Origin of the sequence: Lentzea terrae, assembly GCF_003265345.1 — a bacterium.
In the GTDB taxonomy this organism is placed as follows: domain Bacteria; phylum Actinomycetota; class Actinomycetes; order Mycobacteriales; family Pseudonocardiaceae; genus Lentzea; species Lentzea terrae.
This window is the reverse complement of record NZ_QFWW01000013.1, coordinates 339,281-352,882: the sequence shown is the minus strand read 5'-3', so window position 1 is coordinate 352,882 and position 13,602 is coordinate 339,281. Positions and strand designations below refer to the sequence as shown.

Sequence of the window (13,602 nt, the reverse complement as noted above, 5' to 3'; positions counted from 1 at the left end):
GAAAGATGAGAGCCAGGCTGGCGGCCGTGCTGGTCGCCGGTCTGGTCGGGACAGTGGTGCAGGTCGTCGGCGCGCCGGTCGCGCACGCCGACGCGGCGGGCAAGGGCGGCGACTACGTCCCCGTGCCGTCGTCGCCGATCGTGCTCGACACCCGCAACGGCGTCGGCGCGACGGGTGAGCGTGGCGAGGCCAGCACGACCACGTTCACGGTGACCGGGGGAGCGGTGCCCACCACCGGCGTCGGTTCGGTGGTCATGCGCATCTCGCTGCTCAACCCGACCGAGGCGACGTGGGCCGTGCTGTGGCCGGACGGTCAGGCCCGGCCGGGCACCACGATGATCTCGGCGGGCGTGGGCGAGGACATCTCCAACGTCGCCGTGGTGAAACTCGGCCCGCAGGGCAAGGTGAACGTCTACAACGCGGCCGGTAAGACCCACGTGGTCGCCGAGGTGCAGGGCTACTTCACCAGCGCACAGGGCGCGACCGGCGGCGGCTTCGTCCCGGTGGCGCACACCAGGGTGGTCGACACCCGCAACGGCACCGGCACCACGACCGGCACGATCCCGTCCGGCGGTTCGCGCACGGTGACCCTCACCGGCGGCGTGATTCCGGCCGGCGCGGGTGCGGCGTTCGTGAACCTGCTGGTGCCCAGCGCCACCAAGGCGGGCTGGGTGTCGGCGGGACCGGGGACTTCGGTGAACCGGGCGGTGTTCAACCACGAGGTGGGATCCACGCAGTCCGGCGCGGTGCTCGCACTGTCGACCGACGGCAAGGTGACGTTGCGCAACAACGGGCCCGATCCGATCAACCTGGTCGTCAACGTCGAGGGCTACTTCGGCAAGGTGTCCAACTCCGGCGCCGGGCTGCGCGACCTGACCAAGCGCCTGGTCAACACCCGGACCGCGGGCAACGGCGTGGCGCTGGGCGCGAACGCCGTCATGGACGTCCAGGTCGGCGGCATCACCGGGATGGCGACCGACGGCGTGGCCGGTGCGGCGATCAACATCATCGTCACCCCCGAAGCCGCGGGGTACCTCAAGGCGTGGCCGGCGGGCACGACCGAGCCCGCGCTGACCGTCATGGACTTCAAGGCGAACGTCTGGCGCGGCAACATGATGGTGCTCAAGCCGGGTACCGACGGCAAGATCCGCATTCGCAACGGCAGCTCCCAGCCCGCGCACGTGATCGTGGACCTGCAGGGCTGGTTCGCCGACCCGGTGCCGACCGTGCCGGTTGAGCAGGACTCCAAGATGTCCATGACGATGGCCGCGCCCACGGACACCGCGCCCGCGGGCTACCTCCACCACACCTATGTGGACGATGGCGGCGACATCCGCTGGGGTCTGCAGACTCAGGTGGACGTCGAGGGCGCCGTCACCTGGACGGTGTTGTCCGAAGGGCAGTCGTTCACCGGACAGCCCGCCATCACCCAGCTGCAGCCCAGCGGCCAGATGAAGATCTTCACCCTGCGGCCGAACGGTTCCGTGTGGTCCCGCACGCAGACCGGCCTGGCCACCGCGACCTGGGACCCGTGGGTGGACCTGGGCGGCTCGATGGCCGCACCGCCGGAGGCCGCGAAGCTCGGCAACGGCACGGTCGTGCTGTTCGCGTCCGACAGCGCGGGCAGGCTGTGGGCGTACGCGCACACCGGTTCGGTTCCGTTCTGGCGCAGCCTGGGTGACCAGGACCTGGTGCCCGGCACCGTGCGCACCGTCGAGGTGCAGGGCGGTGTCCGGATCTTCGGTGTCACCGGCGGCGGTTCGATGAAGACCATCCAGTACTACGACGACGGTGGCCTGTCGGCGTGGACCGATCTCGGTGGCCAGGGCCTCAACGGCAAGCCCGACGTGGTGCTGCGTCCCGGTTTCGTGCCGCAGCTGTTCGTGCGCGGGGCCGACGGCCTGATCCAGACCAAGCTGCAGGACCAGAGCGGCGCGTGGCCCACCGAGTGGCAGGCCATCGGTACCAGTGTCATCGCGGGTGCGCCCACGGCGGAGAAGGACCAGGGCCTCGGCCGGATCGCGGTGTCGTACCGCGGCACCAACGACGAGATCTACCGGTTCTACGAGACCGCGACCGGCAGCAACACGTGGGGCGCCCCGGAGAAGATCGGCGGTGCCGAGAGCTCCGACCCCGCGTCGAGCGACCCGACCACGATGAGCTTCCTCAACTCCTCCGGTCAGACCGTCATGTTCGGCTTCATCACCATCAACGGCGTTCCGCGCTTCTACTCACGGAAGTAACTCGGCCAGACAGTTCAGGCGGGGCCAGGCCAAGCCTGGCCCCGCCTTTGTCATGATTGGTGTGACAGTGCGTTTCTTGCGGATTCTCCTACCTGTTCTCCTTCTCCTGCCCTTCCTGCCGGCTGTGGCGAGTGCCAGCGGTGTGAGCGTCGTCGGCGCACATCAGGTGCTGTATCGGGGCGGCACCAACGGCTACGGCTGTTTCCGGATCCCGGTGTTGTCCAGAACCGCGTCCGGTGCGCTGCTGGCGTTCGCGGAGGCCCGCAAGTCGCCCACGTGCGGCGACCGCGGTGCCATCGACCTGGTGGTGCGCCGCTCCACCAACGACGGCCGGACCTGGGGACCGATCCGGGTCGTCGCCCAGGGCACGCCGACCGAGCCGTTCGCGCCCTTCACGCGCGGCAACCCGGTGCCGGTGATCGACCGGACCACCGGCAAGATCCTGCTGATCACGACGTCCAACGAGGCGACGCCCACCGGCAAGCGGCTGCCGTGGATCCAGGAGAGCACCGACGACGGCCTGACGTGGACCGCGCCGAAACCGTTGGGTGCCAGCATGGACGGTACCAACGACGGCTGGTTCGCCACCGGCCCGGCGCACGGAATCCAGCTCGAACACGGCGCGCACGCGGGCCGGCTGATCGTCGGCGCGCACCAGAAGCCGGCCACCGGCGTCGTGCTGGCCGGCGTGCTCTACAGCGACGACCACGGCGCGACCTGGCAGGCCAGCAGGACCGAGAACTCCTATGTGGACGGTGTGCTGAGCCCCGGTGAGATCGTCGTGACCGAGCTGCCGGACGGCTCGGTGTACGCGGGGGCGCGCAACGAGGTCGACGACAGCGACCACCGGGCGAGGGCGGTCAGCACCGACGGCGGCACCACGATGCCGAAGTTCTCGTTGGTGCCGTCGCTGGTCACGCCGAACGTGCAGGGTTCGGTGCTGGCGCTGAAGAACACCTACCGGAGCACACCCGGTGACGTCCTGATCTTCTCCGCTCCGGCCGATCCCAACGACCGCAAGCAGATGCGGATCCGCTACTCCACCGACCGCGGCACGACCTGGGCCAGCGCGCCGAACGGGCTCGTCACCAACGACCGCTCCGGCTACTCGGACCTCGCCGAGCTGCCTGGCGGCGAGGTCGGTCTGCTGTACGAGGGCGGGACCACGTTCTCCGCCGACGAGATCCGGTTCACCCGGTTCACCCCGGCCCAGTTGGGGTTGCCGGGCACGACCATCGGAACACCGTCCAGCCAACCGGCCCAGGGCGCCGGACTTTCTACCCCGGACAGCACGCCCGAGGCGAATGACGCGTACCTCAAGGGGAACGCGACCATCAACGACGGCCTGTTGTTGGACGGCACCGGCGACCACGCGGACATTCCCTACACGCGGACGATTGATCCGGGCAGTGGCGACTTCACGCTCTCGCTGCAGTTCCGGTACCAGGCCACGGCTGCAACGCGGAACCAGGTGCTGGTCTGGGGTTACGGCGCGGGTGCGGGTGTGCCTCAGCTGTGGGTGCGCCTGCAACCCGGTGATGACCAGGTCACCGCGTGGGTCGAGGGTTCTGGTGGTGGCGCGAGCGCTTCGGTGAAGGACGGCAGCGGCACGGTGGCCTTCGGGGACAACACCTGGCGTCAGCTGACCGTCGCGAGGACCGGCGGCCAGCTGCGGCTCACGGTGGGCACGGCATCGGCCACCGCGAACGGCATCGCCGGGGTGGTGAGCTCCGGCGTGACGGGCATCCGCCTTGGCGGCAAGCAGGACGCGGGGGTCAGCGACGCGTTGGCCGGTCGGATCAAGGACGTCGAGCTGACCCGCGGCGGCAAGCAGGTGCTGGACCTGGCCATGGCGAGGATCGACGGCGCGGTCGTGCCGGGCAGGACCGCCCTGCCGATCACCGAGGACGTCTCCGGGCATTGCGCCAGGGCGACCGTGCTCGGCGGCATCCAGACCGAGGACGGCCGTCCCGGCAGCAGGGCGTTGAAGGTGGACGCTGCCCATCCGGGCGTGGAAGCGCCGTTCTCGCCGACCCTGGACCTCGGGACAGGCGACTTCACCATGGCCGCCTGGTTCAAGTACAGCGCCACGTCCAGCACGCCCAACCAGGCGCTGATCTGGGCGTACGGCACGACATCCGGCAAGCGCTCGGTCTGGGTGCGGGCACAACCCGGGCAGGACCGGCTGTTCGCCTGGCTGGAAACCGGCACGTCGTCGGTGGGTGTGGCACTGCCGGACTCCGTGGCCGGTCGGACGGCGTTCGGTGACAACGCCTGGCACCTGCTCGCTCTCACCCGCACCGGCGGTCAGGTCCAGCTCAGCGTCGACGGTGGAAGTCCTGCGACGGGTTCCGGTCTGACCGGATCCGTGAGTGGCGACCAGGCCGACGGCATCAAGGGCCTGCGGCTCGGGTCCAAGATGGACGGGACCGACGTGCTGCAGGGTTCGCTGGACGACTTCCGGCTGTACCACCGCGCTCTGACCGCCGCGGAGCTCACCACGGCGGCCACGACCCGGTTCCCGGCCGACCTGCCCGCGCTGTGGTGGAGGTTCGGTGGCCAGACCACTCAGGCACACGACGTCGTTGATCCCGTGACCGGGCCGCAGACCCCGGACGCCTCGGTGCACTGCGGGCCGGCCAAGGTGCTCGGCGGTCCGGTCGTCGGCGCGGGGCGGTACGGCACGGGCTTGCAGTTCGACGGCACGGACGACGAGGCCTACCTGCCGTACCGCCCGAGCATCGCGTTGGCGGACGATGACTTCACGATCTCGACCTGGGTGAAGTACTCCGCCACCAGCGCGACCGCCGACCAGGTCGTGCTGTGGGCCTACGGCACCGGCGCCGCGGAGAGGTCGTTGTGGCTGCGGGCCCAGCCCGGCAAGGACCGGTTCTACGGTTACCTGCAGACCGACACCGGCGCGTACGAAATGGCCGTCATCGACTCCTCGGCAGCGGTGGGATTCGGTGACAACGCCTGGCACCTCGTCACGATCCGCCGTTCCGGCAACACCCTGGAACTGCTGGTCGACAACAACCGGTCGAGCGGTCCGGTCGCCGGATCCCTGACCTCCGGCGACACGTTCGCCGTCGACGGCATCCGGCTCGGGGTCAAGCCGGACGGCACCAACCGGTTCAAGGGAACGCTGGACGAGTTCCGGGTCCACCGCCGTGCGCTCAGCGACGGCGAACTGACGGGCAACGCGGACTTCGGTCCGGTGACGGCAGTGCACCTGCCCTTCACCAACGCGTCGTAGCCGGGAGGTGGGGGCCGGGCTCTGTCTGGCCCCCAACTGGCGTACTGAGACGCAGTCAGGAAAACGTCCCGTTACATCTTGACGCGATGAATGTTATCGCTCACAGTTCCGTGGAGCGTTCCGCCGCACTGCTGGATGGCTTTATTCCTGAACCCTTGCGTTTCCCTGCCCTGCAACTTCATCGGTGAATGTTAGCGCTAACAATCTGGTGCGGCATGCCTCAGGTCGACGGTCTCAATGGCGAGAAAGGACAGCTGCCATGTCGGTTGGGTTTTGGCGCGGTACGAGGTCGCGATGGCGGCCGAGGTGGGCTGCCGCGGCAGTCGTGACCGTGGTGGGCGGGCTGCTCACGGCGGTGGTCCCCACGTCGGCATCGGCTGCCACGGTGGACACCACCGCCTGGTACGTGCTGGTGAACCGCAGCAGTGGCAAGGCTCTTGACGTCAACGGTGCGTCTACCGCCGACGGTGCCAACCTCATCCAGTGGGCCCGCTCCAACGCCAACAACCAGCAGTTCCAGTTCGTGGACGCCGGTGGCGGCTACTACAAGCTGCGCGCGCGGCACTCCGGCAAGGTCGCCGACGTGCAGGGTGCCTCGACCGCCGACGGTGCGGGCATGGTGCAGTGGGCCGACAACGGCGGCACCAACCAGCAGTTCCGGCTCGCCGACTCCGACGGCGGGTACGTCCGGCTGCTCAACCGCAACAGCGGCAAGGCCGTCGAGGTGCAGGGAGCCTCGGCCGCCGACGGCGCCCGTGTGGTGCAGTGGAGCGACTGGAACGGCAGCAACCAGCAGTGGCAGCTCGTCCGGGTCGACGGGGGCAGCAGCTCGTGCTCGCTGCCGTCGACGTACCGCTGGACCTCGACCGGCCCGCTGGCGCAGCCGAAGGCGGGATGGGTCTCGCTCAAGGACTTCTCCGCCGTCGTCCACAACGGACAGAAGCTCGTCTACGCCACGACGCACGACTCCGGGGACGCCTGGCAGTCGACGAGCTTCAGCCCGTTCACGAACTGGTCCGACATGGCCGGTGCCACCCAGCACACGTTGCCCTTCAACCCCGTCGCGCCGACGCTGTTCTACTTCGCCCCGAAGAACATCTGGGTGCTCGCCTACCAGTGGGGCTGGCCGGACACCTTCTCCTACCGCACCTCGAGCGATCCCACCAACCCCAACGGCTGGTCCGCGCAGCAGCAGCTGTTCTCGGGCACTCTCCCCGTCGGGGGGCCCATCGACCAGACCCTCATCGCCGACGACAAGAACATGTACATGTTCTTCGCCGACGACCTCGGCGGCATCTACCGCGCCAGCATGCCGCTCGGGAACTTCCCCGGCAGCTTCGGCTCGAGCTACACGAAGATCATGAGTGACACGGCGGAAAACCTGTTCGAGGCGGTCGAGGTCTACAAGGTCAAGGACCAGAACCAGTACCTCATGATCGTCGAGGCGCAGAGCCCGCGCGGGCGTTGGTTCCGCTCGTTCACCGCCACCAGCCTGGACGGCACGTGGACGCCGCAGGCCGCCACCGAGAGCAATCCCTTCGCCAGCAGGGCGAACACCGGTGTCACCTGGACCAACGACATCAGCCACGGTGACATCCTGCGCACCAACCCCGACCAGACCAAGACCATCGACCCCTGCAACATGCAGTTCCTGTACCAGGGGCGCGACCCGAGGTCTGACGGCACGCCCTACGGCCTCCTGCCGTACCGGCCAGGAGTGCTGACGCTGCAACGCTAGTGAGAACGCCTTGGTGGCCAGACGGTCCGTCCGTCTGGCCACCAAGCGATCAGAACGAGCCAGGCAGGACGAGCACCGCCCAAGCCGCGATCGGACCGAGGGCGACGATGACACAGGTGTAGGAGATGACCTGCCGGTAGAAGCGGTTCCGGTCGACGCCGCGCGCATTGGCGAGGACCAGTGCGCCGTTGGTGGAGAACGGTGAGACGTCCACGATCGTGGTAGAGATGGCCATGGCGGCGACGACCCCCACGACTGGCAGGGAATCCGTGAGCAGCAACGGGATCGCCATCGGGATGGTCGCGGTGAGAATCGCAGTCGACGAGGCGAACGCCGACGTGACACCGACGATGACGCACAGCACGAGCGCCACCAGCAACGGAGCTCCCAGCCCGACCGCGCCGTTCGCGACCCAGTCGATGGTGCCGGAGTGCTCCAGCACTCCCACGTAGGTGACCATGCCCGCGACCAGGAGGATCGTCGGCCAGCTGATGCCCTCGACGGCCTTGCCGAGGTTCTCGCGGTCGAGCAGGGCGAGCACGGCACCCGCGGCGAGCGCGAGGAAGCCGATCTGCAGGTGGAAGGCAAGTGCGCCGACCACGAGCACGACCAGCGCCGCGAGCGTGGCGCGCTGGTGCCAGGTGACCGTCTTCGGCTTGACCGCGGTGGCGACACCGCCGCCGGTCGGCACGTCATCACCCGCGGTGTCGTCCGGCTGCTCGACGAAGCTCTCCTCGCCACGACGGCGGAGCAACACGTACGTGCCGGCGGCGAGCAGCAGGTTGAATCCCATGCTGGCGAAGAACAACGCGGCGTGCGAGATCGTCAGACCGGACTTCGCCACGATGCCGTACACGAGCGCGCCGGACACCGCCATCGGGGAGAACGCCCCGGCGTGGGCGCCGCAGATCACCATCATGCCGATCATCAGCGGGCTGATCCGGTAGGTGAAGGCGAAGCTCATCCCGATCGGCACCAGCAGCGCGACCGCCGCCGGGGTGAAGGTGCCCAACGCGGTCAGCGTGGCCGCGACGGCGAACAGGACCCACGGGACCAGGATCGCGCGACCTCGCACGAGCCGGATTCCGCCCTGCACCAACAGGTCGATCGTGCCGTTCTGCTTGGCGACGGAGAACAGGTAGGTGACTCCGACGACGGTGATGAACAGCGAGACCGGGAATCCCTCGAAGATCTCCTTGTCCTCCAGGCCGAACACGAACGTGCCGACGACGAAGGACGCGACCAACGCGAGGATCCCGATGTTGATGGGCAGCACCGTGGCGACGACGAACATGCCGCCCAGAACCAGGATCGCGATCAGCTGTGCAGACATCATTGTCCTTTGTGGTCGTTCGGCCGGATCAGGAGGCCGAGGCGGCGGCCAGTGCCGGGAGGGTGGGCTCCAACGGCTCGTCGTCGGGGAGCACGAGGGTCGCGTCGCCGATGCGCCGCGTGGTCCGGGTGACCCCGATCGCGAGCAGTCCGTCGCGAGTGCCCGCGCGGGTGGTCACGACGCCGGCCGGAGTGTCCAGGCGCAGCACCTCCTGCTCGCCGACGGTGAAGTCGGACAGGACCGTACCCGCCGTGTGAGCGGCGGCGGTGAGCGCGACGCCGCCGGTGATGGCCAGCGCGGGATGCGTTCGTCCCATGGACAACATCCGCACCGTCACGTCCGAACGCCCTGGCCGGCCGGCGCTGACGAGGGCGAGTTTCGGGGTGGCCCGTGCGGCTGCGGCGGGATCGGCGGCGAGACCCATGCGGACTGCGGCGATGCGGCGGATGCGGTCGAGCCGGCCCAGCAGCTCTTCCTGGGCGTCGAGTGCGGCCGGAGTGGCCTCGCCGTCCACGCCGACCTCGTCGGCGGGGACGAGGACAACGGGTGCCCCGGCGTCGAGCAGCGTGACGCGCACCCCGTCCACCAGGTCGACGGCGTTGCCGGTGGGCAGCAACGCCCCGGTCGTGCGGCCCGCCGGATCGACGAACCACAGCTGCACTCCGAGCCCTGGCTGAACCACACCGGGAATGCGGTCCGCGCCCTGTTCGGTCACCTGGCCGGAAGGGGTCGGCACGTCGACGACGATCAGCTGACCGGTGTTGGTGTTGTTGATCCGCACGGTGGTCACGTCGCCGGTCGGCACCACCCAGCCGCGCCGCAGCGCGTACGGCCCGACGACCGCCGAACAGTTGCCGCAGTTGCTCGTCCAGTCCACCCGCCCCTCGGCGATGCCGATCTGGGCGAACGTGTACTCGACGTCGACGCCCGGCCGATCGCTCCTGGCGAGCACGACGGCCTTGCTGGTGGTGGAGGTCGCCCCGCCGACGCCGTCGACCTGGCGCGGGTCCGGGCTGCCGTACAGCCGCAGCAGCACGTCGTCGACGCTGCGGCCGGGCACCGTGAGCACATCGCGCTCGAACACCCAGCACTTGCTGGTGCCACCGCGCATCCACGTCGCCGATATCTCTCGCATGGCGGCAACCGTGACTCTCGTCGAGGTTGAACACAATCACGAGAATCTGCATGCCTATGAAGTAACGCTTCACGCTCAGCGAAGCCGTTGTGGGCCTGATCAGTGGGCAGATTGAACGTAAGTGCAGCTGAAGTGGAAGACAGCAGCCTGAAGCTAAGCTGCACGGAAGTCATCAAGCAGTGAACTGAGCGCAGTGGACTTTTTCGAGGAGCGACCATGTTGGACGTGCGGCGCCTGGCGCTGCTCGCGGCCGTGGTGGACACGGGTTCGATGACCGCCGCCGCGGAGCAGCTCGGCTACACGCCGTCCGCGGTCTCGCAGCAGCTGCGGCGGCTCGAAGTGGAGGCCGGGCAACCGTTGCTGCACCGGCAGGCCAGGGGAGTGCGCCCCACCGAGGCGGGTGCCCTGTTGGCAGGTCACGCTCGCCACGTTCTGCGCCGGCTCAGCGCAGCCGAGGCCGACCTCGCCGAGCTCGCGGGACTGCGCAGGGGCACCATCGCGGTGGGGGTGTTCCCGACCGTCGCGAGCGCCCTGCTGCCGCTGGTCGTCAGCCGGTTCCGCCGCCAGTACCCCGACCTGCGCCTGGACGTGCGCAGCACCCGGTTCGACGAGCTCGTCGAACTGCTGGAGAACGGCACGGTCGGCATCGCGCTGCTGTGGGACTACGCGTGGAACCGCGTCGACGTGCCCGACATCTCGCTGACCCCGCTGCTGGACGATCCGACCGTGCTCGTCGTCGCCGCCGACCACCGCCTCGCCCGCAAGCGGTTCACCACCATGTCCGAGCTCGCCGACGAGGACTGGATCGTGCGCGCGCACGACCACCCGGTGGCCGAGGTGCTCGAACGCAGCTGCCGCGCGGCCGGGTTCACCCCGAAGATCGCGTTCGAGGCCAACGACTACCAGGAGGCGCAGGCCATGGTCAGCGTCGGGCTCGGGGTCGCACTCGCGCCCAGGACCGCGGTGCGCAACCCGATCCCGGACGTCCGCGTGCTCGCCCTCGGCACCGACGTGCCGGCCCGGCGAGTTCTGCTGGCGCACCGCCAGGACCGGCTGCGCGCACCAGCAGAACTCGCCATGCACCAACTCCTGGTCGACGTCGCCCGCGAGTACCAGACCAAGGCCTGACCTCGGTCAGATGAAGCGCCAGAGGTGGTCGTTGGTGCCGTTGTCGTCCCAGATGACCACTTGCGCGCCCCGCGAGCTGGAGCCGTTGTTGATCGCGAGCACCCGGCCGCCGTTGGCGCACTGGATGCGGAAGTAGCCGTTCGCTCCGTACCGCAGGCGCCACTTGTGGTCGGCGGTGCCGTTGTCCGCCCATTGCAGGACGCGGGCGCCGTTGCCGGTGGCGGCGCCTTCCACGCCGAGGACCTTGCCGCTGTTGCTGTTGCGCAGGCGGAAGTACCCGTCGGGGTCGAGCACGGCGGTCCACAGGTGGTCGGCGGTGCCGTTGTCGTCCCACTGGATCGCCAGGCCACCGTCCGCTGTGGACATGTCCTGCACGCCGAGGACGAGGCCGCTGGCCAGGTTCTGGACGCGCCGGGCACCGGTCGGTACGAACCGCCAGTTGTTGTCCGTGCTGGCGTTGTCCGCGTCCTGGACCGCCTGTGCGCCCTGGGCGGTCGAGCCGTTGAGGATGCCCAGCAGCTTGGCGCTGTTGGCGTTGCGGATCTTGTGCGTGCCGTCGCCGTTGTCGACGATCGTCCAGCGGTGGTCGGCGGTGCCGGTGTCCGCCCACTGCAGCACGCGGGCGTTGTCGGCCGTGGACATGTTCTCCACGCCCAGGACCTTGTTGCTGTTGAGGTTGCGCAGCCGGACCGCGGTGCCGTCGGCGACCAGTTGCCAGTTGTGGTCCGCCGTCCCGGTGTCACCCCACTGCAGCGCCAGCCCGCCGTCCGCTTTGGACATGTCCCGGATGCCGAGCACCATGCCGCTGGCGGCGTTGAACAGCCGGTAGCCCGAGCCGGTGGCACCGCCGACGTTCCAGTAGACGGTGTAGTTGTGGCCGTGGGCGTCGTAGAACGGCCCGAGGTTGACCGTCGCGCCGTCCGCGGTCGCGGTGAAGGCCAGCGCCGAGGAACTGGTGCGGGTGATGGAGTCGGGGTTGAGCGACGGGAGCGCGCTGAGGGTCCTGTCGCCGTAGTTGCCGGACAGCACCGTCGGGCCGTAGGTGATCGCGGCGACCGCAGGGTTGTCGTTTGCCGGCACCATGATCACCCGCATGGGCAGGCGCAGCGTGACCACGTCGCCGGAGGTCCAGGACCGGGTCACGCTCGCGTAGCTGCCGGGGGTGGCGGTGACGTTCTGGGCGACGCCGTTGACGTTGATCGTCGCGTTGCTCGTCCAGGCGGGGATGCGCAGGCGCATGGTCCACGACCCGCTGACGTTGCCCGTCACGGTCAGGGTGGTGGTGTCCGATGCCGGGTAGGTCGTGGTCTGGGTGACGGTGATGCCGCGCTCCGACCAGTTCAGCGTCGACGGCGCGTAGAGGTTCACCGTGAGCGTGGTGCCGTTGTGGAAGTAGATCGAGTCGGCGAGCTTGGTGTTGGTCTCCAGCGCGGTGCCCTGGCAGCACCAGAACGTGCCGTAGTCGGTGCTCCAGTTGCCGCCGCCCCAGGCAGGTCCGGTGTTGCCGCGGCGGTGGCCGGGGTTGAGGCCGGTGAAGTAGCAGATGTGCCCGTGCGGGTCGGCCGTGTTCTGCTGCCCGATCAGGTGGTTGAGCAGGGCGCGTTCGTAGTAGTCGAAGTACGAGGCGCGGTTGGGGTCGAGCTGCCACAGCTCGCGGGTCAGCCTGAGCATGTTGTAGGTGTTGCACGCCTCGGCCGTGTCGGTGTTGAGGTAGGCGGCGATGGCGTTGGGCGCGCGGAAGTGTTCGGCCTGGCTGTTGCCGCCGATCACGTAGGTGTGCGCGCCCACGGTGATGTCCCACGCATTGGACGCGATGGTGCGGTAGCGGGTGGTGCCGGTCGCCTTGTACTCGCGGGCAGCGCCGATCCACTTCGGCACCTGGGTGTTGGCGTGCAGGCCGTTCAACCGGTCCTGATTGGACGCCAGCGGATCGAACACGACGGCGTGGTCGAACCGTTGCGCCGTCACCAGCCACCGGGAGTCTCCCGTCTGCTGGTACAGGTCGGCGAGCACGGCGTTCATGCCGCCGAACTCCGTCTGGAGGACGGCCTGCATCTGGGCGGTGCTCAACCGGCCCGTCCGCCAGTCCACCCAGCCGGCGAAGCGCAGCAGCACGTCCCGCGCCTGGGTGCTGCCCAGGTACCGCCAGACGTCCAGCAGACCCTGCAGGGTCTTGTGGAGCGAGTAGTACGAGACGGACTTGGGCGAACCGGCTTCCATCGCGTCGAAGTCGGACTCGGGGAACCCCGACAGGTAACCGGTGTTGAACCTGGCCGTCGCGTTGTTGGCCTGGCACTTGGCCAACTCGGCGACCATGTAGTTCGCCCGGTCTCTGGACGTGGTGTCGCCCAGCACCGCCCACGCCTGCGCCCACGCGCTCAGGAAGTGTCCCTGGCTGTGCGTGCGGAACGGGAAGTCCGGTGCCTCCCACCCGCCGAGCGGTGCGGCACCACCCGTCGACAGGCGGTGGTTCGCCCGGAAGTTGTAGAGCAGCCGGTCGACGTCGACGAACCGGAGGTAGGACAAGGTGCGGTTCTGGTTGTCCAGCCAACGGCCGGACGACAGCCGGACCTGCCCGAGGTCGAACTCGAACGCCGAGACGCCGATGTCGGGACGGACCGGCGGCACGACCGCGGCGTCGGCGGCCGGGGCCAGCTCCGGGACCCCGGCGGGGACGGCGGTCGCGACGGCGGCGACCCCGGCCGCCTGCAGCAACCTGCGGCGGTTGAACGGTGTGGAGGAGGACATGGGTGCTCCCTGTCGAATCTC

7 protein-coding genes are annotated in these 13,602 nt (G+C 69.1%); 4 read left to right on the top strand and 3 right to left on the bottom strand.

The window, feature by feature from the left end; genetic code table 11:
- Positions 1–5: 5 nt before the first annotated feature.
- The 3 genes from DI276_RS20290 to DI276_RS20280 all read left to right on the top strand — a co-directional run bounded on the left by DI276_RS20290 (position 6) and on the right by DI276_RS20280 (position 7,237).
- A complete protein-coding gene (locus DI276_RS20290) occupies positions 6–2,243 on the top strand; it encodes a hypothetical protein (RefSeq protein ID WP_232836779.1) in 2,238 nt (745 codons plus the stop codon).
- 124 nt (positions 2,244–2,367) lie between these two features.
- Positions 2,368–5,499, top strand: a complete 3,132-nt coding sequence (locus tag DI276_RS20285; RefSeq protein ID WP_198680769.1) for a sialidase family protein — start codon at positions 2,368–2,370, stop codon at positions 5,497–5,499.
- A 259-nt stretch (positions 5,500–5,758) separates the two neighbouring features.
- Positions 5,759–7,237 (top strand): non-reducing end alpha-L-arabinofuranosidase family hydrolase, encoded by a 1,479-nt coding sequence (locus DI276_RS20280; protein WP_112265642.1) that lies wholly within the window; start codon positions 5,759–5,761, stop codon positions 7,235–7,237.
- A 49-nt stretch (positions 7,238–7,286) separates the two neighbouring features.
- Here the strand turns inward: DI276_RS20280 and DI276_RS20275 are convergent, their stop codons facing one another.
- Together DI276_RS20275 and DI276_RS20270 are read right to left on the bottom strand one after the other, a co-directional pair.
- Positions 7,287–8,570, bottom strand: coding sequence for an SLC13 family permease (locus tag DI276_RS20275; RefSeq protein ID WP_198680768.1), 1,284 nt, complete (start codon positions 8,568–8,570; stop codon positions 7,287–7,289).
- A 28-nt stretch (positions 8,571–8,598) separates the two neighbouring features.
- On the bottom strand, positions 8,599–9,705 hold the full coding sequence (locus DI276_RS20270; RefSeq protein WP_112265640.1) for a PrpF domain-containing protein: 1,107 nt from the start codon (positions 9,703–9,705) through the stop codon (positions 8,599–8,601).
- A 216-nt stretch (positions 9,706–9,921) separates the two neighbouring features.
- Here DI276_RS20270 and DI276_RS20265 point away from each other — a divergent pair, with 216 nt between their 5' ends.
- Positions 9,922–10,833 (top strand): LysR family transcriptional regulator, encoded by a 912-nt coding sequence (locus tag DI276_RS20265; protein WP_112265638.1) that lies wholly within the window; start codon positions 9,922–9,924, stop codon positions 10,831–10,833.
- A 6-nt stretch (positions 10,834–10,839) separates the two neighbouring features.
- Here the strand turns inward: DI276_RS20265 and DI276_RS20260 are convergent, their stop codons facing one another.
- Positions 10,840–13,581, bottom strand: a complete 2,742-nt coding sequence (locus tag DI276_RS20260; protein WP_112265636.1) for a beta-L-arabinofuranosidase domain-containing protein — start codon at positions 13,579–13,581, stop codon at positions 10,840–10,842.
- Positions 13,582–13,602: the final 21 nt, after the last annotated feature.

What these genes read in the sequence shown, in the direction of transcription:
- DI276_RS20275 (WP_198680768.1), bottom strand. Translation starts at nt 8,570, where the DNA reads ATGTCTGCACAGCTGATCGCGATCCTGGTTCTGGGCGGCATGTTCGTC.
- DI276_RS20260 (WP_112265636.1), bottom strand. Translation starts at nt 13,581, where the DNA reads ATGTCCTCCTCCACACCGTTCAACCGCCGCAGGTTGCTGCAGGCGGCC.
- DI276_RS20265 (WP_112265638.1), top strand. Translation starts at nt 9,922, where the DNA reads ATGTTGGACGTGCGGCGCCTGGCGCTGCTCGCGGCCGTGGTGGACACG.
- DI276_RS20280 (WP_112265642.1), top strand. Translation starts at nt 5,759, where the DNA reads ATGTCGGTTGGGTTTTGGCGCGGTACGAGGTCGCGATGGCGGCCGAGG.
- DI276_RS20270 (WP_112265640.1), bottom strand. Translation starts at nt 9,705, where the DNA reads ATGCGAGAGATATCGGCGACGTGGATGCGCGGTGGCACCAGCAAGTGC.
- DI276_RS20290 (WP_232836779.1), top strand. Translation starts at nt 6, where the DNA reads ATGAGAGCCAGGCTGGCGGCCGTGCTGGTCGCCGGTCTGGTCGGGACA.